Source organism: Streptomyces turgidiscabies Car8 (assembly GCF_000331005.1).
Taxonomy (GTDB): Bacteria; Actinomycetota; Actinomycetes; order Streptomycetales; family Streptomycetaceae; genus Streptomyces; species Streptomyces turgidiscabies.
The window spans coordinates 1-22311 of record NZ_AEJB01000555.1 but is presented as its reverse complement, the minus strand read 5'-3'; the positions used below and the strand labels follow the sequence as shown (position 1 = coordinate 22311).

Here is a 22311-nt window from a genome sequence, read left to right as displayed (position 1 = left end):
AAGAGGTTGGCGGGAAAAAGGTAAATCGATTCAATCGGGAGCTGGGACAGATCCTGCCCCGCGATGGCCGTGGCGTCAGGTTCCGGTGGTGGAGTCGCGGACCACGAGCTCGGGTGCGAACTCGATCTGAGGCGCCCCCTCCCTGGCCTCCGTGTCCTCGGAGGCGCGCAGTGCGGCGATCTCGTCGAACAGCAGCTTCGCCGCGGCCGTTCCCAGCTGCGCGTGCGGCGTTCGTACGGTGCTCAGCGGAACGATGGTCGACTGAGCGAACGCGATGTCGTCGTAGCCCATCACCGCGATGTCGTCGGGCACACGGATGCGTCGGCTCGCGACGAAGGACTGGATGATGCCGATGGCGAGGAGGTCGTTGGCGCAGAAGAGCGCGTCGGGCCGGTCGGTGGCATCGCGGTGGGCGAGGCGTTCGGCGCAGGCGATCCCGGCCTCCACCGTGCGTTCGGGGACGGAGATGAGTTCCAGCGACGCGTCCGGCACCTCCTCGATCACGGACAGTGCCCCCCGCTGCCGGTCGGCGATCTGCTGGAGATCCGGCGAGGAGGCGACGAAGCCGATCCTCCGACGGCCGAGTTCGACGAGATGCCGGACCGCGAGGCGGGCGCCGGCGACATGATCGATCGACACCGACGCCTGGGCCGGGGAGACCGCGTGACGAGCGCTCAGCACGCTGGCGATACCGCGCCGGCGCAGACGCGCCAGTTCGTCCTCCACGTCACCGACGGGCGAGATGATGATCCCCGCCACCCGCTGCTGCTCGAAGAGCTGCAGATACTCACGCTCACGCTGCCGCGATCCCGCGTCATTGGCCATCAGCAGATACATGCCCTCGGCGGACACACGCCGCTCGATGGCGGTGGCGATCTCCGGTGTTGTGGCACTCGCGAGTTCGAACGCCACGTAGCCGATGACCGGGCTCGTCCCGGTACGCAGCATGCGCGCCGCGTCATTGGGCACGAATCCGAGCGTGTCCACCGCCTGCCGGATCCGCTCCCTGGTGGCATCCGAGAGCTTGCGGGGCTTGTGGAAGTAATTCGACACCGTGGACTGGGACACCCGCGCGAACTCGGCGACATCCCGAATCGTGACCTTGTTCAGCGGTTCCCCCGGCTCTGCTCATGCCCTGCGGCGACCTGTGCGGTCATCGTAGTCCGGGTCGCGTCGACGGCTCGATAGCGGTAGACGGAGGGAAGGGCAGCCGCGATGCGGCGCAGCGTGCGCCGGGTGGCAGACACGGCCGGCCGGCGTCCGTGCAACGGCGCCGCACGACCTCGATTCCCGCGGGTGGCTCGCACTCCGGCAGCACACCCGTCTCCTGGCGGATGCGCTCCATGAGAGCGGCCAGGGACTCGGGTTCCAGCCGGGCGGCGACGCACAAGGCGGTTCCACCACCGTACGTGTGGCGGATGACGGCGGGCACGTCGGCGAGCGGGCCGTCTGCGTCTGGCGACGGCCTCGGCACCGGTGAGGCGGCTGCGTTCCGCGCATTTCTCCACCATCGTCTGGGCGGCGTTGCTGCATTTCGGCTCCAGGCGGGGCTGGCGGTACCCCGGAATGGCACGTCAACAGGAAGGGGGACGACGGAGAGAGGGTCGTCGAGCGACCACAAACAAACACGATCGAACAACCTCGACCGACGGACGCCAGGAAGCTTGGATGCTCTGAGGGCTCACTGTCAAGGCTTGCGCGCAGTCGGACGTTGCCGACAGGAAGCCGCGAAAAAACGCCTCGCCTGCAGCCGGACCAGGCTGACGGGGCCGCGCGTCGCGCCGCTTCACGCCGGGCAATTGCTGTCTGACCAGGATTGACGCATCGGCCGCTGGAGATTCCTGGACCCGCTGGACGGCCCCCTCCGCGTAGCCCGCGCCCTCGGCGACCGTCGACGACGGAAGGCAGGGAACGTTACCCAAACTCTTGACGAGCGGCCGGTCGGTGCGTAGACATTGACCGCGCGATCAGACCGCGTGGTCATCACTGGCCCAGCTCGATGTAGGCACACGGTCGTTGGGAGACTTCATGACAGCAGGGGTGGAGCGCGGCGCGGGCTCCTCCGCGCCGCGCAGCGCGGACGTGGCCAGGCTGGCCGGCGTCTCACGTAAGACGGTCTCACGGGTTCTCAACGACGAGCCGTACGTCTCCGACGCGGCCCGGCGAAGCGTCCTCGCGGCCGCCGAGGAGCTCGGTTACCGGCTGAACCACGCCGCCAGGGCACTGGCTTCGGGACGGACCCGCTCCATCGGCGTGGTCGCTCTGGCGACCGCGGGCTATGGAACCGCTTCCCTGCTCGTGGGCATCGAGCAGGCCGTACGGGACGCCGGTTACGCACTTCGGGTGGTCAACACGCCGGACGGTGACCCGGAAAGCATCGCCGGCGCTGTGGAGTCACTCCTCGAACAGGGGGTGGACGGAGTCGTCGTCTCCGAACCCATCGTCGAAGGGGAGGTCCCACTCGGCGTCGACGTGCCGGTCCTCTTCCTGGGAGCGCCACCGGTCTTCACCGCGGCCCGGACACTGACCGTCGGTGTGGGCGCCCATCAACTGGCGCGCGCGGCCACCGAACACCTGCTGGACCTGGGGCATCCGACCGTCCATCACCTCGCCGGGCCGCGTCGGTGGTACGCCACCAAAGACCGTATCGAGGGGTGGCAGGCGGCGCTGGCGGCACAAGGCGCGTACGAACCACCCGTGCTGAACGGTGACTGGTCGGCGGCCTCCGGGTATGCCGCGGGCCGTGCGCTGGCCTCGGAGAGCTCGGTGACCGCGGTGTTCGCGGGGGGCGACGAGATGGCCATCGGCCTGATCCACGCCCTGCGAGAAGCCGGGCGCCGGGTGCCGGAGGACGTCAGTGTCGTCGGATTCGACGGCAACCCCGTCTTCGCCTACTTCTCCCCTCCTCTGACCACCGTCCGGCAGCCCTTCGAGGCCGCGTCACGAGAAGGAATCCAGCTTCTTGTGCACGCCATCGAGAAGCCCGACACCGAACCGCCGCCGGCGAGTGACCTACCCGTCCAACTCATCGTCCGCGGCTCGACCGCGCCCCCGCCCCCGCTCTGACCAACCCTCAGCACGCCACTGCTCGGGCACAGGCCCACCGGCCGGGACGCCCCGCCTCCGCGCCCTCCCCCGCTTGTCCCATGATCCTGGGGCATGCGGTCGGCGCCTCGCAGCGGCGCCCGATCGTTCCCCGGGCCACGCGCCCGACGAACCCGCTGCGCCACTCCGGATCTGTACCGGAGCGGCCGACACCGAAACACCCCTTCCCCTTTCCCGCTTGGGAGCCGCACATGTCCTCCGCACACCCCGGCGCCAGACTCGGCACCGCTCCACGTCCCCGTACCGCCTCCCTCCTGTTCCTCCTGCTCGTCCTCGCCCTGGCCGCGGCGACGCTGGTCCTGCCCGCCGTGGGCAGGGCGGACGCCCTCTCCCGTCCCGCCCAGACCCTGTACACGCCGCCGTCGGACGCCCCCGCTCCCGGCTCGCTCTACCCGCGGGCTCTGCGGCTGCAGCACAACGGCTCGGCCAACGGCACGATCCTGGCCACCTTCGAGCAGTGGACCAACGGCAAGCCGGTCTTCCCGGTCTACCGCAGCACCGACAACGGCACCTCCTGGACGAAGATCTCCGACGTCGCCGACACCCAGAACGGCTGGGGCATGCGGTGGGAACCGGAGCTGTTCGAACTCCCCACCGCGATGGGCGGTTTCCCGGCGGGGACCATCCTGGTCGCCGGCGACTCCGTCCCCAGCGACCGCTCCGCGACCAAGATCGACCTGTACGCCAGCACCGACCGAGGTCTGACCTGGAGTTTCGTCAGCAACATCGCCACCGGGGGCCGGGCGATATCCAGCAACGGCAACACCCCTGTGTGGGAGCCCTACTTCCTGGTCTCCGGCAACAAGCTGATCGCCTACTACTCCGACCAGCGCGACACCGACCACGGCCAGGAGATCGTGCACCAGGTCACCACGGACCTGCGTAACTGGGGCCCGATCGTGGACGACGTGTCGAAGCCCAACTACGCGGACCGGCCCGGTATGCCGGTGGTCACCCGGCTGCCCAACGGCAACTACGTGATGACACACGAGTACTGCGGTGCGCCCGAGGGCCGCTGCTCCGTCTACTACAAGATCGCCGCCGACCCGGAGGCGTTCGGTCCGGCCACCGACCAGTTGCTGCGGTCGACCGACGGCACCATCCCCAGCGGTGCGCCCTATGTCACCTGGCTGCCCACCGGCGGCCCCAACGGCACCCTCGCCGTCAGCGGCGACACTGAGGACGACCTGTTCCTCAACACCCAGAACGGCGCCTCGAACGCCTGGACCCGCATACGGGCGAACGTCCCGCGCGGCTACAGCCGTGGTCTGTTGCCCCTGTCCGACGGGCACAGCCTGATGGTGTTCAGCGGGGGCCGCAACGGGAGCGCCCTCAACCCCATCCAGTACAGCACGATCGATCTGGGTGGCGGGATCTCGGACGGTGCCACCTACACCGCTTCCAACGCGGGCAGCAACCTGAACCTCACCATCACGGGCGGCACCACCACCAACGGCACCGCCGCCACCCAGCAGACCCCCACCACCTCCACCAACCAGCAGTGGCGCTTCGCAGCGCAGCCCTCCGGGTTCTTCAAGATCTTCAACGTCGCCAGCGGCAAGGTCCTCGGCGTCCAGAACCAGTCCACCGCCGACGGCGCCGCCGTCCTGCAGTGGGACGACAACGGCACCCTCGACCACGAATGGGCCGTCGCCCCCAACCCCGCCGGCGGCTACACCATCACCAACCGCATCACCGGCAAGCTGCTTGAGATTCCGGGCGCCTCCACCACCGCAGGCACCGCCGCCGACCAGTGGACCACCAGCAACTGCGCCTGCCAGCGCTGGAACCTCACCCAGACCGCCCTGCCCCCGCTCGGCACCGGACAGTACGTCCTCGTCAACAAGAACAGCGGCAAATACCTCGACATCCCCGCCGCCTCCACCGCCACCAACACGGCAGCGGACCAGTGGCGCAACTCCGCCTGCACCTGCCAGCTGTTCACCTTCCAGTCCGCCGGCAACGGTGCCTGGACCATCAAGAACGCCAACAGCAACCTCAACCTCGACATCCGCAACTCCTCCACCACGGCAGGCGCGGCCATCGTCCAGAACACCGCCTCCACCGCCGACTCCCAGAAGTGGACCCTCACCGACGCGGGCGACGGCTACTACAAACTCCGCAACGTGAACAGCACCCTCATCGCCGGCGTCGCCCAGTCCTCCACCACCGACGGCGCGGCCGTCGTCCAGTGGAACAACCTCACCGTCGACGACCAGCTCTGGAAAATCGTCCGCGTCAACTGACGCAACGAAAGACAGAGTGACCCGCACCCAACCGGCCGGGCTCGCCGACCAGACCGACGAGCCCGGCCACCCGCGTTCCACGCCGCGACCGCCCCTACAGGGGTATCGCGGCAACCAGCCGTGCGCACACTCATGTCCGAGAACCACATGTCGTGCGAGTACGGCGCCGCGATCCGGGAGAACGGTCGACCGGACGCGAGGTACAGCCGAGGCATGTCTCCCGGCCGCATCGCGCAGCCGGTCACTCCGTCCGGATGCTGTCGGCGCACGGCGACCGTCGGCGTAGCGCGTGCCACGTGCCAAGAAGACCTTCCACTTCACCTTCAGGGAGTGAGTTCCGACATGACAGGTTCCCCTACTCGCCGGCACGTGCTGAGCGGGGCGGTCGCAGGAGCGCTGGCCTCACTGGCGCAGATTCCGCTTGCCGGGGCCGCCTCCGCCGCGACGTACACGGCACCGAATCCGCGTGTGTGGGTACACATCAACGATGGGTGGCGATTCATCAGGCAGGACGTCACAGGTGCGCAAGCGCCCGGGTTCGACGACTCCGCATGGACGTCGGTCACCACGCCCCACACCTGGAACGCCGTGGACGGTGCCGACGGCGGCAACAACTACTACCGCGGAGTGGGTTGGTACCGCCGCCACTACACCGTGCCGTCCGCCATGGCCGGGAAGAGGCTGTACCTGCAGTTCGCCGGGGTCAACCAGGTCGCCGACGTCTGGGTCAACGGCACGTACCTCGGGCAGCACAAGGGCGGATACGCCCGGTTCAGGTTCGACGTCACCGGCGTACTCGTCCCGGGCGGGGACAACGTGATCGCGGTGAAGGTGACCAACGCCTACGACACAGGCATCGCGCCTGTGAGCGCGGACTACACCTTCGAGGGCGGCATCTACCGCAACGTGAGCCTGTGGGCCATCGACAACCTGCACGTGCGGATGACGGACTTCGCGGGCCCCGGTGTCTACCTGCGGCAGAGCAATGTGACGTCGGCGTCGGCCACGGTGACCGTGACGACGAAACTGTGGAACGACAGCAGCAGCACCAGATCGGTGGTGGTCCGCACCGTCATCTCCGACAGCAGTGGGAACGTCGTCGCGGACACCAGCACCACCGCACGGCCCCTTGCCGCGGCCACCGGGGTGGACGTCAGCCAGACCGCCACCGTCAACAACCCACGTCTGTGGAACGGGCAGGCAGATCCCTACCTCTACAACGCCGCCGTCGAGATCCACGACGTCACCGCGGGCGCGGACACGATCACCGACGTGGTGACCGAACGCCTGGGCCTTCGCTCAGTCGCCGTCGACGCCGGCACCGGTTTCCAGCTCAACGGCAGCCACCTCGGCCTGCACGGTGTCAACCTGCACCAGGAACGGGCCGTCAGGGGCTGGGCGATGACCGACGCCGACCACACCCAGGACTTCGACCTCATCCAGGAGGTCGGCGCCAACACCATCCGCATGGCGCACTACCAGCACGACCAGAAGGACTACAACCTCGCTGACGAACGCGGGCTGATCGTCTGGGCGGAGATCCCGGTGGTCAACTCCGTGACCAACTCGGCCGCCTTCACCGCGAGCACCCAGAACCAGATGCGTGAGCTGATCCGGCAGAACTACAACCACCCGTCGATCGTCTTCTGGGGCATCGGCAACGAGCAGACCGACTACAACGGCACCGCCACGAACACGCTGCTCCAGTCACTGGCCGACATCGTCGCGTCCGAGGACCCCGACCGGCTCTCCACCTACGCCGTGCGCAGCGAGGACCCCGACAACGCGCAGGCAGGGCTGCACACGCAGACAACCAGCTACAACAAGTACCTCGGCTGGTACTACGGCTCCAAGGACGGCGAGCTCGGCGCCTGGGCCGACAACCTGCACGCCACCTCACCGACCCGCAGGATCGCCATCTCGGAGTACGGCGCCGGCGCCAACACCACCCAGCACGCCCTCAACCCGGCGAAGCCCTCACCCGGTGGCTCCTGGCACCCCGAGGAGTACCAGTCGCTGTTCCACGAAGCGGCCTGGAAGCAGCTCGCCGCCCGTCCGTACATCTGGGGCACGTTCGTCTGGGCCATGTTCGACTTCGCCTCCGACGGGCGAAACGAAGGAAGTCAGCCCGGCATCAACGACAAGGGTTTGGTCACCCACGACCGGCAGATCCGCAAGGACGCCTTCTACTGGTACAAGGCCAACTGGGCGAACACTCCCACCCTTTACATCACCAGCCGGCGCTGGACCCAGCGCACCGAAGCCACCACCGAACTGAAGGTGTACTCCAACGCGAGTCAGGTGACCGCCACCCTCAACGGCACCACCTTGTCCACCTTGAGCAGCAGCGACCACATCTTCAGGTGGGGCAACGTCACGCTGAGGCAGGGGCAGAACACCGTGAGAGTCACCGCGACCATCAACGGCTCCACCTACACCGACACCGTCGACTGGACTCTCGGCTGAGATTTTCGACGGAAAGTGTCCCCTGATCGGCGGATTTGTTGATCATGGAGACGGCGAGTGAGTGCGATGCCGGTCGAGCACGAGTCAGCGGCTGAGCCGGTCGGTGTCGCCACGTCGGACCAGCAGATGATCGCGATGCTGGTCCGACGCGGCCCGGAGCGAGGGAATACAGCTGACCGGTGCGGGCGAGCTGCTGCGGCAGCTGACCGACGTCGGTCCAGCGTCGGCTGGCAAGCGATGACGAGACGGTGCTGTCACTGTCCGCGAAGGCCTCACCCACGGAGAGATCTCCGCGCACCTGACCGAGATCTACATGCCTTTCGGCGCTCGGTAGTGCCTTCCGCTTCCACCATCTCTCCCAGGTCTCCGGAACGGTCGCAGGTCTTAGTCCGTTCTTCCTAGGCGCATTGGGACATGAGACCGATGCCCGCCGCTCGGGGCGACCATAGTGTGAGGCACATGAGCGATGCAGCACTCAAGGCGTCCCATGAACGCGCGGTGGACGTTGTCCGGGGCTACACGGACCACGACGCCATCGCGGTCGAAGAGGCGCTGGCCGGTCTGGACGCAGGCGGCTGGGCAGAGGTGTACGCCTTCCTGAACGGTCTGTCGCGTTCCACCATCAGCATCATGGAGTTGAGCGGCAAGCAGTGGAGGCTGGACGACCTGGTTCGGCATACCGACGAGGTCGCTGCCGCCGCCCCGCCCCACCATGAGTTCGCCATTGCCGAGGCGACGCGGGCATGGGCCCGTGGGGACCAGTCGGGGATGCGCGCGTCGTCGGGCAGCAACCTCCCGATGGCCGTGCACACGACGGCCGTAGGCATCGCGGTTCTGGGCCTGGCGCTGTGGGGCAGACCCGGATTCCTCAACGTACTCAAGGAGTTTCAGGCGACCGCCACCGCGCTCGCGAGCGATCGATTTTCCGGCGGCTGACAGGTCGAACCGAAGCATCCGGATCTCAGACTCTCGTCGGCTTCGTCGTCGGTGCCCACTGCCTGCGAAGCCGACGAGAACCCCATTGCCCCCCTGCCGCGAGGCCCTTCCCTTACAGAAGCCGAGTGTTTCGCTTGTCCAACGCCGCATCGAGCCGGATCGTCCCCGGCGAGTTCCTCGGATACTCACCGCCTCCGGACGGTCGGGCCACGCCATGAACTTCCGGACTCCGCTGTCCGCGCTGTTTCCCGGAACCTCAGGCCGGCTCCTCACCGCTCTCGTCGATCATCACGCCGCCGACGCCGACAGACCCCTGACACTCGACGAGCTGTCCAAAGACGCCGCGGTGACACCCAGCCAGATGGAAGCGGCGCTGTTCCGCCTCGGTCTGCTCGGCCTCATCGCGCCCAGACGCAAGGGAGAAGCCGTACGTCTCGTCGCGGGGCATCTTGTCTGGGGAGCTCTGCGTCAGCTCAACGACCTGCGGGACCGCGTCATCGACACGGTCCGCGAACAGGCGCAGGCCCACCTCCACCCGCTACCGGACTATCTCGCACTGACCGGCGCCGTCATCGACGGAACAGCTTCCCATGCGGCGGATGTCCTGGAGCTGATCGTCGTCGCTCCGGCAGTCGCCCCGGCTGACTGGCAGCAGGACGTCGCCGCCCTCGTCACCCAGTTGTCCCATGATCTGGGCAACGTCGTCGTCCGCCACAGTGCGCACGACGCCCTGGAGGCGGAAGCGATGGGCGGGAGGAGCGCCGTACGCGTCTTCCCGCCGTGATGGCAGGCTCCCTGAGATCACGGCGGCCTCGACCTGTTCACCCGGTCATGGGTGCCCCCCTTGCTGCTGCTTGCAGTCAGGGCGCGGGGCTCCCGCATTCCCGTTCGTCCGCGCCGGCCATCCCCCGCACCAGGTCCACCCAGGTGGACTGCAGACGTGCGGTGGCGACCTGGTCCTGCTCACGCAGATAGTCCATCGTCTCGAAGTTCGTCCAAGCGAGCAGGGCATGGGCGAGCATGTCGTGATCACCCTCTGCTCCCGCTTCCCGCAACAGGGACGCGACATGGTCGTGGAAAGCCCGGCCGACACCCGAACCATGGCGCCGTTCGAGGGGAACCTGGCGTGCCAGCGCGGCACCCAGGTCCCCGTCGTCGGTGATACGCGCGATCAGGGCGCAGCCGAACGCCGTCAGTCGGTCTCTCGCCGGTGCTCCCGGCCCCAGCGGAGGCGGACCGGAGGTGTACGCCTCATGGAATTCGGCCTCCGCGTCATCCAGTAGAGCCAACAGGAGCCCGTTGCGATCGCCGAACCGCCGAAAGAGGGTGCCCTTGCCCACCCCGGCCGCCTGCGCGACCTCGTGCATCGTCACATGGTCGGCTCCCCTGTCGGCCACCAGCAGAGCTGCCGCCTCCAACAGCCGGGCCCGGTTGCGGGCGGCATCGGCTCGCTCCCCGGGGGCCTCGTCCGGTCGCTGCGTCACCGTTCACCCCGCGGTGCCACGAGCGCGTACACGCATCCCTCGTCGATCCGCACCGGATACACGGGCACGGGACGATTCGCCGGCGGGTCGAGGGGGTGTCCGGTGCGCAGGTCGAACCGGGAGGCGTGCAGCCAGCACTCGATCGTGCACCCGTCCACCTCACCCTCGGAGAGCGAGACGGCGCTGTGCGAGCACACATCGTGGATCGCGAACACCTGCTTCTCGGCCAGGACAAGGGAAACGGGAACACCCTCCACCTCGAACCGTCGGGGCACGCCCTCCTCCAACACGTCGAACTCGCAAAGATACGTGTAACCGCTGCTGGACATCGCTCTCCTCGGGTGCATTCACTTCACCCGGGTCGGGCATCCGCTCCCCGGCGATACGTTAGGCAAGCCGCGCGGGGGGCGCGTCACACAGGTGACAGTGACTGATGGCCAACGTTATCCACACAGCTCGCCAACGGAACCCGCCCCCAGGCCGAACCGTACTCAGCACATAGACCTAGGTGCTGCCCGTCCGGGGAGCACAGCTGGGCCCGTCGCCGCACCCCACCGGACGAGTTACGGCACGCATGCACGCTGCTGGTCTCTACATGTCGGAGAAGAACCGGCGGATGTCGGTGACGAGTTCTTCCGGCGCCTCCATGGCGGCGAAGTGACCACCGTGACCGAACTCCGACCAGTGGATGATGTTGTAGGACTTCTCCGCCAACGTACGGATCGGCTGGGCGAGTTCGTGTGCGAACACGGCGACGCCCAGCGGGACGTTCAGAGGCTCCTGGATGTTCTCCCACCGGGAGTTCTCGTAGTACATACGCGCCGACGAGGCCGCCGTCCCGGTCAGCCAGTAGACCATGATGTTGGTCAGCATCTGGTCGCGGTCGACGGCGTCCTCCGGGACGTTCTCGGAGTCGGTCCACAGCCTGAAAGGATCCACGATCCAGGCAAGTTGCCCGACGGGTGAGTCGTGCAGGCCGAAGGCCAGGGTCTGCGGCCGGGTGGACTGGACCTTCATGTAACCGGACAGTTCGTCGTTGAACCGCTGGTAGCCGCCCAGGAGGCCCTTCTCCTCATCGCTGAGTTCAGCCAGTTCGGCCGGATCACCCGAGGGAAACGTCGGCAGCATGTTCACGTGCATCCCGACGACGTGCTCGGGGGCGATCCTGCCGAGTGCGAGCGAGATACCCGAGCCCCAGTCGCCGCCCTGCACGCCGTAACGGTCGTAGCCGAGGCGTCGCATCAGCTCGGCCCAGGCCCTGGCGACACGTTCGACGGTCCATCCCGTGTCGGTGGTCGGTCCGGAGAAGCCGAAGCCGGGGATCGACGGGATGACCAGGTGGAAGTGGTCGGCAAGGGGCTCGATGAGCTTGTCGAACTCCACCACCGAGCCGGGCCAGCCGTGCGTGATGATCAGTGGCAGCGCGTCCGGGTTCGTGGACCGGACGTGCAGGAAGTGCACGTTCTGCCCGTCGATCTCCGTGGTGTACTGCGGGAAGGAGTTGAGCCGCCGCTCATGCACCCGCCAGTCGTAGGAGTGGCGCCAGTATTCGACGAGTTCCTTGACGTAAGCGAGGGAGGCTCCGTAACTCCATCCGACTCCGGGCAGCTCGTCCGGCCAGCGGGTGAGGTCGAGCCGGGCGTGCAGATCGTCCAGCTGGGACTGCGGGATTTCGATGCGAAAGGGCTTGATGTCGTTCATGCGTATGACGCTAGAACCCACTTAGGACAACCGCGGTCCTAAGTCTCGACCGAATCGTGTGGGAGTCTGGCGGACATGCTGGAGACCTCCGCGCGGCTGCTCAAACTGTTGTCGCTGCTCCAGAACCACCGTGACTGGTCCGGGGCCCGGCTGGCCGAGCACCTGGGTGTCACCATCCGCACGGTTCGCAGGGACGTCGAGCGCCTGCGTGACCTGGGCTATCCGGTCGAGGCCGTTCAAGGCGTGTCGGGCTACCGGCTCGGGGTCGGCGCGTCGCTGCCTCCACTGCTGCTCGATGACGACGAAGCGGTCGCCGTGGTCGTAGGTCTGCGCACGGCGGCGGGCGGCTCGGTCGAGGGGATCGAGGAGACGTCTCTGCGTGCGCTGGCCAAGCTCGAGCAAGTACTGCCGTCCCGCCTGCGGCACCGTGTCGCTACCCTGCACCAGGCGACCGTACGCGTCGGCGCGGCCGGCCCCGCGGTCAGTCCGGACACGCTGATGGCGATCGCGGAGGCCTGCCGCCGTCACGAACGCCTGCGGTTCGACTACGCCGGCCCTCGCGCAGGCCACACGGTTCGCAATGTCGAGCCGTACAGCTTGGTGAGCTTCGTCCGCCGTTGGTACCTCGTCGCGTGGGACATCGACCGTGGCGACTGGCGTACGTTCAGGGTCGACCGGCTGCAACCCCGTACGCCCACCGGCCCCCGGTTCGCTCCCAGGCAGCTGCCTCACGGCGATGTCGCCACGTACGTCGGACACCAGCTTTCCTCGCGGGCATGGCCCTACCGGGCCACGGTCACCCTTCACACGCCGGCCGACGCCGTCGCCGACCGGATCTCGCCGGGCACGGGCGTCATCGAGGCCGTGGACGACCGTACGTGCCTCCTGCACATCGGCGCCGACACCCCGTCCACCCTGCTCTCGATGATCACGTCGGTCGACACCGACTTCACCCTTGTCAGCGGCCCACCCGAGCTCAAAGACGCCCTCCTCGCCCACGCCACCCGTTGCCTCAGCGCGCTTCGATCACCCGCGACAGACGACGAACCCCTCCTGGACGAGATCACCCGTCTCAGGCGACCTCGTTCACCAGGAGGAAAATGACAGTTCGTCCCCGTAGCGTGTGGCGCGAATGGACCGCGCAAAGGGCATCAGAATGCAATATCGCGCTCCGCCCACGCGCCCAGGACACCTCCCCCTGACGACACGGCACCGACTGTCACCGCGAGCGCGGTTCGAGGACGTACCACCATGCTGTCCGCGTGGGGAGGTGTTGCCTCGGTGGCCTCGCTATCGGCGCCGCCCGTACCGCATTGCTTCCTGGCTCACGACTTCGTCCTCTCGGCTTCGCGGGAGTCGGTCAGGGGATCGTGCGCGGTGAACGTATGCCTGCCCGAGCCGACTGAGTGCGGGGTACGGCCGTCTGTGGGGAGCAGGACCTGCGCGGTGGTGTTCGCGGGCAGCTCCACGTCGAGCCGGAACGTGCCGTTCCTTCGCGTCCAGCGCGCGGACACCACGCCGTACGGCGTACGGTAGCTGCCCTCGGCATGGGTGAGGCCGCCGACGGGGCGAGGGTCGATCACCAGCTCACGGAAACCGGCCTTCCCGCGCGCCTGGCGGATGCCGACCAGGCCGCTGTGGAACCACTCCTCGATCTGGAGCAGGATCATGTGGTTCTTGGAGTTGCCCATGCCCCACTCTTCGGGCACGGTCGTCAGGCCCTGGGGATTGGCGGTGGTGGGCGCCATGAAGTAGCCGTAGCTCGGCCGGGTGTCCTCCTGGAGGACGTCCCACAGGACGTCGTCGCGGCCGCCTTCGTGCAGGGCCCTGACGATCGGCGCGAGACCGATGGTTCCGCCGCTCAGGTGCGGTCCGCCCCCGAACGGCTGGTGTGCGCCGACCAGTTCCACGAGCGCGTCGAGCACCTTCCCTCGTTCGGACTCCGGTACGAGGCCTTCGTCCAGCGCGAGTGCCTGCGCGGCCTGCGTGGCGCCGGCGCCGCCCTGGTCACCCTCGGCGGTGTACCGGCCGAGCGCCGCGTTGTAGAAGGCGTCGTTGAACGCGTCCTTGATGTTGACCGCGAGGTTGCGGTACTCGGACGCGTCCGCGTCACGGCCCAGCAGCGACGCCATACGGGCCATGCGGTCGGCGATCTGGTGGTAGCCCCAGGTTCCGGTGATGCGTCCGGAGGTGTTCTCACTGGCGATCCAGTCGGCGAGGGCGGCGTCGACGAGGTGGGCGTTCGCTCCGGTGCCGGCCTTTCTGGTCCTGATGTAGTTCAGGAACGCCTGCATCTGCGGGTAGTAGCGGCCCATCGTCTGGGTGTCGCCGTATGTCTCGAACAGCAGCCAGGGAACGAGGATGATGCCGTTGCCCCAGTTGATCTCGTCGCCGAACCGGCCCAGGTAACCCCAGTCGTACACCGGGGTCTTGAGCGCGACGTTGCCGATGTCGTCACCGGCCCTGGACTGGCCCTCCGCCAGGTGCCGTTGCATGGTGCGCAGGTAGGCCGCGTATCCGAAGGTGCGCTGCAGTGATTCGAAGGGCTGCACGTAGTCGGCCGGGTAGGCGAGCTTTTCGCGGCCCGGGCAGTCCGTGAAGGTGGACATGGTGTTGCTCATGATGGAGTAACGGGCCATGCGGTGAATGCGGTTGATCCGGTCGTCGGAGGTGCGCAGGGAGCCGGCGGCCGGCACGTCCGCGTGGATCTGCAGACCGGTCACCGTGTCGAGTGTCGGAACGTAACCCTCAGGCAGGCCGGTCACCTGGAGCCACTGCATGCCGAAGTAGTGGAACTGGGGGTGCCATCGCTCGCCCTTTCGGTCGCCGTACGTCGTATAGGCGGCGAAGACGTCGGTGCCGCGTGCGGCGCCGCCACCCATGATCGACGCCTGGTTGACGGTGCCGTCGGCGGTCAACGACTCTGCGGGCCGCAGCTTGACCGTGGTGCCGGCCGGCAGGGGGCCGTCGAGTTCGAGTTGCGGCCAGCCGGCGAAGTTCTGCCCGAAGTCGAAGACCCAGGCGCCGGGTTGAGGCTGTGTGACGCCGACCGGGCGAAGCCTGTCGACGACCTTGAGCGGTTCGGCCACGCGCCAGACCAACTCGGTGGTCAGGTTGGGCGGCGGGGCGATTCCCGCACCGACCCAGCCCACGGCCGTACCGTCGCGCCGCTTCGCCGACGCACCGAGGTCCGCGCCGGGGGCGGTCCAGGCATGCTGCTCGCGCCGGGCGTCATAGTCGGAACCGGAATACCAGTTGGCCGTGGTGGTCGGGCCGAGCGCCGTCCGCCACGAGCGGTCGCTGACGACTGTCTCCACCGTCCCGTCGGCCCTGGTGAGCTCCAGGCGCGCGATGAGGCGTGGGGTCACGGCGGCGCCCGCGCTCGGGTCGGTGTTCGCCAGGGAGTTGCCGGAGCCGGTGACAGCCGCGCCGCTCTCGTGCCCGTGGGAGAGACCGGGTTCGAAGGTGATGCCGGTCCCGTCGGCGCCGGCGGTGCCGATCGCGGTGATGGTGCGCGACTCCAGGCGCCCGCCGCCGTCGCCGGTGTCGATGTTGACGGTGCCGCCGACGTGGTAGTTGGCCACGCTGTTCACCTTGGCTGTGGTGGCCCCCGGGGCCGCGGGGGCGACCAGGCTGCCGCTGCCCTTGAACTGGCTCTGCCACCAGCTGTACGGGGCTGTTCGGCCGGTCGTCGGGTTCGTGACCGAGCGGGTCACCAGAGCCGTGCCGTGGCCGAGCTCGACGCCCAGGGTGTTGGCACCGGAGCGGACGAGGCGTGTGACGTCGTACGCCCGGTATTCGGTGGAGAGCTGGTAGTTGGAGTTGCCCGGGGCGAGCACCTCGTCGGTGACGGGCTTGTCGTTGAGCCACGCCACCTGCAGTCCGACGCCGGACAGGTAAAGCCTCGCCCGGACGACCCTCCCCCGGTTCCCCCGGCCCGCGTCCACCCGGAAGGCGCGGGCGAAGAGGGGCAGCGGCTGGTCGACGGTGCGGCCCGCGTACTCGATCCACTGGGCCTCGCCCCAGTCGGCACGCTTGAGAAGCCCCATCTCCCACGAGGCGGCCCGGCTCCACGGTGTCGCCTCGCCGTGGGTGTCCCACGCCCGCACCTGCCAGACCACCCGGTCCCGCGAGGCCAGGGCGGGACCGTGCCATCCAACGTCGGTCTGGGCCGGGGAACTCACCTTGCCGCTGTCCCACAGCAGACGGCCCCGGCCGAGGTCCGCCTCCGTACGCGCCGCGCGTATCCGGTAGGCGGACTGCGTCCATCCCGAACGCGCGCCGACAACCCGCCAGCTCAGTCGTGGGGCGGGGTCGTCGACGCCGAGCGGCTCGTCCTCACGGCCGTCGACGGCGAGACCGGTGACCCTCGCCCCCTGCCTCTCGCCATCCTGGTCGGCGTAGGCCTCCTGAACGGGGAGCCCTGGGACGACGGGTACCGCCAGCCCCGCTGCTGAGACGGCGGCCATGGTGCCGACAACCTGCCTACGACTCAACGCTGCTCCACCTTGGACATCGGGCATGCCGATCCTCCGATATGCGATTCGAATTGAACGTTTCAATCGCGTGACGCGAAACGCCGCCGGCCACCGAGGGTGGCCGACGGCGTGAAATCAGCTACCGGCCTTGTAGTCGGTGTCCATCTCACCGAGGAGCTTCTCGGGTGTGGACTGGTCGCTGAAGATCTCCTGGAGACCGCTGAGCATGGTCTGCTGGACCTTCGCGTTGGGCCAGAGCTGGTCCATGAACGGCACGGTCCTGCCGGCCTTGATGAACTGGGAGAGTTCGGCCAGCGACGGGTTCACCGCGAAGCCCGTGTCGGGCAGGCTGGGCAGGCCGCCCTGCTTCTTGACGAACAGGTTCATGCCCTCGGGGGACATCACGAAGTCCACGAATTGCAGGGCGAGTTCCTCGTTCTTCGCCTTGGCGTTGACGCCGTAGCCTGCGCCCGCCGCAGCGGGTATGAGGGTCTTTGACGGATCGTCGGTGGCCGGCAGAGCCTTGAGCGTGAAGGTGCCCTTCGGGTTCTTCTTCTCCAGGAGGGCGATCACCCAGTTGCCCTGGATGATGCCCAGCGTCTTTCCGGTCGCGGCGAGACCCTGGCTGGCTTCGTAGTTGGTCCCCAGAGGGTCCTTCTGGAAGCAGCCCGTCTTCTCCATCGTCACGTACTTGTCGAGGGCCGTGAGCCAGGGTGACTTGGCGAAGGTCGCCTGCCCGGCCTGCATCTTCTTGTCGAAGTCGCGGTCGTCGCCGTAGACGCTCGTGGCGACCAGCGCGTACTGGACGAGCTGGGTCACCCAGTTGTCCTGGTTGCCCAGGGCGAAGGCGGGCGTTCCCTTGGCCTTCGCGGCCCGGCAGAAGGCGAGCAGCTTCGTCCAGGTGTCCGGCGGCGTGAGACCCGCCTTCGCCAGGGCCTGCTCGTTGTAGACGGCGCCGATGCCGTTCTGCCCGAAGACCGCCGTGTAGGTCTTCCCCTCGTACTGGGCGACGCTCTTGATCGCGTCGGGCATCCTGGCGGCCCAGGGCCGGTCGGAGAGGTCGCGCAGGTAGCCGGGTTTGGCCAGGGTGTAGGTGGCGCCCGGGTTGCCGTTGCCGGGCCAGACCGACATCACGTCGGGTGCGGTGCCCGAGGACAGCTGGGTGCGGATCTGCTGCTGGTACTGGTCGGCGCCGCTGGTGGTGTAGCGGACCTTGACGCCCGGGTTGGCCTTCTCGAACGCCTTGACGACGTCCTCGACCGAACCCTGGTCGATGGAGGCGAGCGTCAGGGTTTTCGAGCCGCCCGAGCCGCCGTCGGAGCCGGCCTTGGTGCCACCGCTGCACGCGGCCAGCACAGCCATGGAGGTCATCGCGGCGATCAGGATCGGGAGTGTGCGTGTCTTCATGATGTCCCTCTCGGGGGAAGAGCCATCGGCATGCGGGGACGGTCGGGCGTCGGGGGTCATCCCTTCAGCCCTTCAGCCCGCCCGCGAAGCCGTTGATGATGCTGCGCTGCAGCACGAAGTAGACGAGCAGGACGGGCAGGATGCTGATCACCAGTGCGGCGAAGATGAGGTTCCAGTCGGTGACGTACTGGCCGACGAAGCCGGCGATCGCGACCGGCATGGTCTGCTGGGCGCTGCCGCTGAGATACAGCAGCGGGGTGAAGAAGTCGTTCCACACCGCTACGGCGTTGAGCACCAGGGCGGTGACCGTGATGGGTTTGAGCATCGGCAGGACCACGTACCGGAAGCCCTGCAGCGGTGTGCAGCCGTCGAGCAGTGCCGCCTCCTCGAAGTCGCGGGGCAGGGCGCGCAGGAAGCCGACGTAGAGAAAGACGGTGAACGGCACCTGCAAACCGGAGTAGAAGAGGACCAGCGCCCATGGTGTGCCGAGCAGGCCCAGGTCACGCATGGTCTGGTACAGGGGCAGCGAGGCGAGTTGGAAGGGCAGGACAAGGCCCAGGAGGAAGCCCAGGTACGTGCCCCGGGACCAGCGAGCCGTGGCACGCGCCAGTGGGAACGCCGCGAGCGAGGAGACGGCCAGCACGATCGCGACGCTGCACGCGGTCACCAGCAGGCTGTTGAGCAACGCCCCGCCCAGCGCGCCCTGCTGCCAGGCCTCGGTGAAGTTGTGCAGGGTGGGCGAGGTGGTCGGGCTGATCGGCGACGAGGTGTCCGATGCCGGCCGTACGGCCAGGTTGACCAGGACGTACACCGGGAAGCCCACGATCAGGGCGATGGCGATCATCGCCAGCTCCAGCCCGAAGGTGCGGCGACGGTAGCGGCTCACGACGTGGCCCTCTCGTTGCGGGACAGCACGGCGTACTGTCCGGTCGAAACGACGGCCACGATGATCGTGAGGATGACCGCGAGCGCGATGCTGTAGCCGAACTCCCCCAGCGTGAAGGCGTCTTTGTAGATCAGTGTCGAGAGAGTGTCGGTCGCGTGCCCCGGCCCACCGCCTGTCAACGCGTACACCTGGTCGAAGAGTTTGATGCCGCCGATGATCGACAGCATCAGGTTGATGGTGAGGGCGGGGGCGAGCAATGGCCGGGTGACCGACCAGAATCGCCGGACGGGGCCCGCGCCGTCCATGGACGCGGCTTCGTGGACCTCCTTGGGTACGGACTGGAGTCCCGCGAGGAAGATGACCATCGAGTAGCCGGCGAACTGCCAGACGATCACTCCGACCACCGACCACAGGGCGACCGTCGGGCTGCCCAGCCAGTCCTGCCGCAGGCTGCCCAGTCCGACCGCGCTCAGCAGGCTGTTCACCGCGCCGTCGGGACCGAGCAGGTTGCGCCAGAGGTAGGCGGTGACGATCGGGGTGATCACGGCCGGGGCGAACAGCAGGACCCTGAGCACGTTGCGGGACTTGATGGCGGAGTTGACCCCGAGTGCGAGCAGTAGGCCCAGCGCGTTCTGGATGACCGTGATCGACACGGCGATCAACAGTGTGTGCCAGATGGCCTGCCTCGCGTCGGGATCGCGGAACAGCTCGGAGAAGTTGTCGAGGCCCACGAAGGAGAAGTGGGGATCCAGGCCGTCCCAGTCGGTGAAGGCGTAGTAGACACCACGAACACTCGGCACCAGGACGACGAAGGCGAACAGTAGCGCCGCGGGCAGAGCGAACCACCAAGGCGGGGTGTTTCGCGCCCGCCGGACCTCAGAAACCGGTTCGGCGTCCGGAAGCCGGTGCGGCCGGTCATGGTCCGGAAGCTGCTCATGCGGGGCTATGGCCATCAGCACGCCTCCCTTCTTGAATCGATTCAAAGCATTGTCGGTGGCCACTGGCATGGAGGTGTCCGACGCCTGGTGGATAGTTCCGTGGAGCCGATGGGTAACGTTGCCCATAGGGTGTGGCCAGACCATAGAGAGCGTCCCGCGTGACGTCAAGAGGTCGCGCACGCTGCACGATTGTTACGGCGTGGCCCCTCGCGGCCGTCCCGGGGCTCCTTTCGGGCCTCAGAGCCGTCCGTAGACTCCCGACAGCGTTCACCAGCGGAAAAAGGAATCGAATGGAGCCACCAGCCCGGCGCCGTCGCGTCACGATCGTCGATGTCGCACGCCACGCCCAGGTGTCCACCACCGCGGTGTCCAAGGTGCTGCGCAACGCCTACGGGGCCAGCCCCGAGATGCGTGTCAAGGTACGCCGAGCGATCGACGAACTCGGCTACCGGCCGCACGCCGGGGCCAGAGGCCTGCGCGGACAGACCTACACCATCGGCGTGATGCTCCCCGACATCCGCAACCCCTTCTTCCCCGACGTCCTCGACGGCATCACCGCCCGACTGCGCGACACCGAGTACCAGGTCCTCCTGGGCCCCGGCTGCAACGGCGAAAAAGAAGAAGCCCGGGTCACCGAAGCGATGCTGGACCGCGGCATGGACGGCCTCATCCTCGTCGCACCCGTCTCACCCCGCACCCACCTCGAACACGTCGCCTCCTGCGTACCCACCGTCGTCGTCGGCCGCCACGGAACCTCCCCTCTCTACGACACCGTGGTCGACGACGACGTCCAGGGCGCCTCCCTGACCGTCGCCCACCTCGCCGCCCTCGGACACCACCGCATCGCCCACATCGAACACCACGAAACCGACCCCACCCGCCTCGCCGAAATGCCCAACGCCCGCCGCGCCGACGGCTACAGACAAGCCATGCGCACACACGGACTCGCCGAATGGATCGACGTCATCTCCACCACGTACACCCAGGAAGGCGGCTACAAAGGCGCCCAGGAACTACTGGCCCGCTCCCGTGTTCCTACGGCCGTCTTCGCCGGCGCGGACATCGTGGCCATGGGCGTCCTGGAAGCGATCAACGAAGCAGGCCTCTCCGCCCCCGGCGACATCTCGGTCGCCGGCTACGACAACACCACCTTCGCCGCTCTCGGCCCCGTCTCCCTGACCAGCGTCGACCAGGTAGGCCAGGAGATCGGCGAGAACGCCGCCCGCCTGCTTCTGGAACGACTCGCCGACCAGCACAAGCCCACCGAACAGGTCCGCCTCTCCCCCACTCTGATACCGCGCCGGACCACGAACCGGCCACCGGCGTAGCTCCGCCCGAGCCCCAGACGAACCGCGAGGAAACGTTCAACCGTTCGGTTGAATATGAGATTCCACCCGTGGGAAACGTTGCCCAAGCGTGGATGACGGGCAAGGATGGGGGCCGCCCGGCTCCCCTACCGACTCCCCGGCGCCGGATGACTTCGTACACCCCCCACCAGAGAGGCTTCCTCAGCGTGTCCAGCTTCCTCAGCAGACGACGTGTCCTCACCACCGGAGCGGGCGCCGCCCTCGGTATCGGCGCGGTCGCCGCGAACACCGCCCCGGCCGCCGCCTCCCCGGCCGCCTCGCGCGGCACCACCCGGGGCGAGGAGAAAAGGACCCTCGACGAGCTCTACCGGGCCGCTCTCGCCGAGGGCGGCAAGCTCGTCGTCTATGCCGGCGGGGACACCCCCACCCAGCAGGACGGCACCAAGGCCGCCTTCAAGGACCGCTTCCCCGACATCGATCTGACACTGATCGTCGACTACAGCAAGTACCACGACGTCCGAGTCGACAACCAGTTCGCCACGGACACCCTGGTCCCGGACGTCGTCCAGTTCCAGACCCTGCAGGACTTCGACCGCTGGAAGCAGCAGGGCCGCCTCCTGCACTACAAGCCCGCCGGCTTCTCCAAGGTCTACGACAAGTTCAAGGACCCGCAGGGCGCCTGGGTCGCCACCGGAGCCATCGCCTTCAGCTTCATGTACGACACGGCGGCGGCCGGCGCGCGGACGCCGCTCACCCCGCGTGACCTGGTCGATCCGAAGTGGAAGGGCAAGATCGCCTCGTCCTACCCGCACGACGACGACGCCGTCCTCTACCTCTACACCCTGTACGCCCAGAAGTACGGCTGGGACTGGGTCGCCAGGTTCGCCGCCCAGGACGTGCGGTTCTCCCGCGGCAGCAACACTCCGGGGGAAGCAGTCTTCGGCGGTCAGAAGACGATCGGCGTCGGCACCGCCGGGTCCGCGGTCAGTACTGATCCCGTGACGTTCGCCGTCGGCGCCGGACACCCCTTCATGGCGTGGGGCCAGCGCATGGCCGTACTCAAGCAGGCGAAGAACGACACCGCCGCCAAGCTCTTCCTCAACTGGCAGCTGTCGACGGAGATGCAGAACAACTCCTTCAACGGCTGGTCCGTCCGCACCGACATCACTCCCCCGGCGGGCCTCAAGCCCATCTGGGAGTACCCCAACGCCCACGTCGACGGCTTCCCCCGCTTCATGTCCGACCGCGCCGCCGTCGAACGCTGGAAGCAGACCTTCGCCCTGTACTTCGGCGAGGTCAAGGGTGACCCCACCCCCGGCACGCTCGGACTGCACCCGGGGGCGTAGCAGGGGGCGGT

At 67.9% G+C, this 22311-nt stretch carries 16 protein-coding genes; 8 read left to right on the top strand and 8 right to left on the bottom strand.

Translation table 11 applies throughout. From position 1 onward, the window contains the following. Positions 1-75: 75 nt before the first annotated feature. The gene (locus tag STRTUCAR8_RS39755; RefSeq protein ID WP_078507454.1) at positions 76-1095 is read right to left on the bottom strand and encodes a LacI family DNA-binding transcriptional regulator; all 1020 of its coding nucleotides are present in this window, start codon (positions 1093-1095) and stop codon (positions 76-78) included. 933 nt (positions 1096-2028) lie between these two features. On the opposite strand from STRTUCAR8_RS39755, the gene STRTUCAR8_RS39750 reads away from it, so the two are divergent. The 5 genes from STRTUCAR8_RS39750 to STRTUCAR8_RS39730 all read left to right on the top strand — a co-directional run bounded on the left by STRTUCAR8_RS39750 (position 2029) and on the right by STRTUCAR8_RS39730 (position 9537). Beyond that, the gene (locus tag STRTUCAR8_RS39750) at positions 2029-3066 is read left to right on the top strand and encodes a LacI family DNA-binding transcriptional regulator (RefSeq protein WP_044473687.1); all 1038 of its coding nucleotides are present in this window, start codon (positions 2029-2031) and stop codon (positions 3064-3066) included. A 230-nt stretch (positions 3067-3296) separates the two neighbouring features. Beyond that, positions 3297-5351, top strand: a complete 2055-nt coding sequence (locus STRTUCAR8_RS39745) for an RICIN domain-containing protein (RefSeq protein WP_006382024.1) — start codon at positions 3297-3299, stop codon at positions 5349-5351. 342 nt (positions 5352-5693) lie between these two features. Then, positions 5694-7817: a glycoside hydrolase family 2 protein gene (locus STRTUCAR8_RS39740; RefSeq protein WP_179200450.1), complete on the top strand. Its 2124-nt coding sequence runs from the start codon at positions 5694-5696 to the stop codon at positions 7815-7817. Between the two features lie 459 nt (positions 7818-8276). After that, on the top strand, positions 8277-8753 hold the full coding sequence (locus STRTUCAR8_RS39735) for a hypothetical protein (RefSeq protein ID WP_044473690.1): 477 nt from the start codon (positions 8277-8279) through the stop codon (positions 8751-8753). A 214-nt stretch (positions 8754-8967) separates the two neighbouring features. Next, positions 8968-9537: a hypothetical protein gene (locus tag STRTUCAR8_RS39730; RefSeq protein WP_006382031.1), complete on the top strand. Its 570-nt coding sequence runs from the start codon at positions 8968-8970 to the stop codon at positions 9535-9537. Between the two features lie 76 nt (positions 9538-9613). On the opposite strand, the gene STRTUCAR8_RS39725 is transcribed toward STRTUCAR8_RS39730, so the two are convergent. From STRTUCAR8_RS39725 to STRTUCAR8_RS39715, 3 genes are all read right to left on the bottom strand, one after another. Continuing rightward, positions 9614-10237 (bottom strand): TetR/AcrR family transcriptional regulator, encoded by a 624-nt coding sequence (locus STRTUCAR8_RS39725; RefSeq protein ID WP_006382037.1) that lies wholly within the window; start codon positions 10235-10237, stop codon positions 9614-9616. After that, on the bottom strand, positions 10234-10566 hold the full coding sequence (locus STRTUCAR8_RS39720; RefSeq protein WP_006382027.1) for a non-heme iron oxygenase ferredoxin subunit: 333 nt from the start codon (positions 10564-10566) through the stop codon (positions 10234-10236). Before STRTUCAR8_RS39720 ends, STRTUCAR8_RS39725 begins: the two co-directional genes overlap by 4 nt. Before the next feature lie 262 nt (positions 10567-10828). After that, positions 10829-11938: an epoxide hydrolase family protein gene (locus STRTUCAR8_RS39715; protein WP_006382022.1), complete on the bottom strand. Its 1110-nt coding sequence runs from the start codon at positions 11936-11938 to the stop codon at positions 10829-10831. 75 nt (positions 11939-12013) lie between these two features. Here STRTUCAR8_RS39715 and STRTUCAR8_RS39710 point away from each other — a divergent pair, with 75 nt between their 5' ends. Next, positions 12014-13042: a helix-turn-helix transcriptional regulator gene (locus STRTUCAR8_RS39710; RefSeq protein WP_006382023.1), complete on the top strand. Its 1029-nt coding sequence runs from the start codon at positions 12014-12016 to the stop codon at positions 13040-13042. Between the two features lie 221 nt (positions 13043-13263). Here STRTUCAR8_RS39710 and STRTUCAR8_RS39705 read toward each other — a convergent pair whose 3' ends face one another. From STRTUCAR8_RS39705 to STRTUCAR8_RS39690, 4 genes are all read right to left on the bottom strand, one after another. Further along, positions 13264-16434: a family 78 glycoside hydrolase catalytic domain gene (locus tag STRTUCAR8_RS39705; RefSeq protein WP_234372602.1), complete on the bottom strand. Its 3171-nt coding sequence runs from the start codon at positions 16432-16434 to the stop codon at positions 13264-13266. Positions 16435-16551: 117 nt separating this feature from the next. Continuing rightward, positions 16552-17823 carry an ABC transporter substrate-binding protein gene (locus STRTUCAR8_RS39700; protein WP_044473686.1) on the bottom strand — a complete coding sequence of 424 codons (1272 nt, stop codon included), beginning with the start codon at positions 17821-17823 and terminating at the stop codon, positions 16552-16554. A 64-nt stretch (positions 17824-17887) separates the two neighbouring features. After that, on the bottom strand, positions 17888-18709 hold the full coding sequence (locus STRTUCAR8_RS39695; protein ID WP_006382034.1) for a carbohydrate ABC transporter permease: 822 nt from the start codon (positions 18707-18709) through the stop codon (positions 17888-17890). Next, on the bottom strand, positions 18706-19662 hold the full coding sequence (locus tag STRTUCAR8_RS39690) for a carbohydrate ABC transporter permease (protein WP_044473689.1): 957 nt from the start codon (positions 19660-19662) through the stop codon (positions 18706-18708). Before STRTUCAR8_RS39690 ends, STRTUCAR8_RS39695 begins: the two co-directional genes overlap by 4 nt. A 275-nt stretch (positions 19663-19937) precedes the next feature. Between STRTUCAR8_RS39690 and STRTUCAR8_RS39685 the strand changes: the two genes are divergently transcribed. Both STRTUCAR8_RS39685 and STRTUCAR8_RS39680 read left to right on the top strand, forming a co-directional pair. Beyond that, positions 19938-20975: a LacI family DNA-binding transcriptional regulator gene (locus STRTUCAR8_RS39685; RefSeq protein WP_006382028.1), complete on the top strand. Its 1038-nt coding sequence runs from the start codon at positions 19938-19940 to the stop codon at positions 20973-20975. 185 nt (positions 20976-21160) lie between these two features. Further along, positions 21161-22300, top strand: coding sequence for an ABC transporter substrate-binding protein (locus STRTUCAR8_RS39680; RefSeq protein WP_006382038.1), 1140 nt, complete (start codon positions 21161-21163; stop codon positions 22298-22300). The last annotated feature ends 11 nt before the right edge of the window (positions 22301-22311 follow it).

What these genes read in the sequence shown, in the direction of transcription:
- STRTUCAR8_RS39750 (WP_044473687.1), top strand. Translation starts at nt 2,029, where the DNA reads ATGACAGCAGGGGTGGAGCGCGGCGCGGGCTCCTCCGCGCCGCGCAGC.
- STRTUCAR8_RS39745 (WP_006382024.1), top strand. Translation starts at nt 3,297, where the DNA reads ATGTCCTCCGCACACCCCGGCGCCAGACTCGGCACCGCTCCACGTCCC.
- STRTUCAR8_RS39740 (WP_179200450.1), top strand. Translation starts at nt 5,694, where the DNA reads ATGACAGGTTCCCCTACTCGCCGGCACGTGCTGAGCGGGGCGGTCGCA.
- STRTUCAR8_RS39735 (WP_044473690.1), top strand. Translation starts at nt 8,277, where the DNA reads ATGAGCGATGCAGCACTCAAGGCGTCCCATGAACGCGCGGTGGACGTT.
- STRTUCAR8_RS39730 (WP_006382031.1), top strand. Translation starts at nt 8,968, where the DNA reads ATGAACTTCCGGACTCCGCTGTCCGCGCTGTTTCCCGGAACCTCAGGC.
- STRTUCAR8_RS39720 (WP_006382027.1), bottom strand. Translation starts at nt 10,566, where the DNA reads ATGTCCAGCAGCGGTTACACGTATCTTTGCGAGTTCGACGTGTTGGAG.
- STRTUCAR8_RS39715 (WP_006382022.1), bottom strand. Translation starts at nt 11,938, where the DNA reads ATGAACGACATCAAGCCCTTTCGCATCGAAATCCCGCAGTCCCAGCTG.
- STRTUCAR8_RS39710 (WP_006382023.1), top strand. Translation starts at nt 12,014, where the DNA reads ATGCTGGAGACCTCCGCGCGGCTGCTCAAACTGTTGTCGCTGCTCCAG.
- STRTUCAR8_RS39700 (WP_044473686.1), bottom strand. Translation starts at nt 17,823, where the DNA reads ATGAAGACACGCACACTCCCGATCCTGATCGCCGCGATGACCTCCATG.
- STRTUCAR8_RS39690 (WP_044473689.1), bottom strand. Translation starts at nt 19,662, where the DNA reads ATGGCCATAGCCCCGCATGAGCAGCTTCCGGACCATGACCGGCCGCAC.
- STRTUCAR8_RS39685 (WP_006382028.1), top strand. Translation starts at nt 19,938, where the DNA reads ATGGAGCCACCAGCCCGGCGCCGTCGCGTCACGATCGTCGATGTCGCA.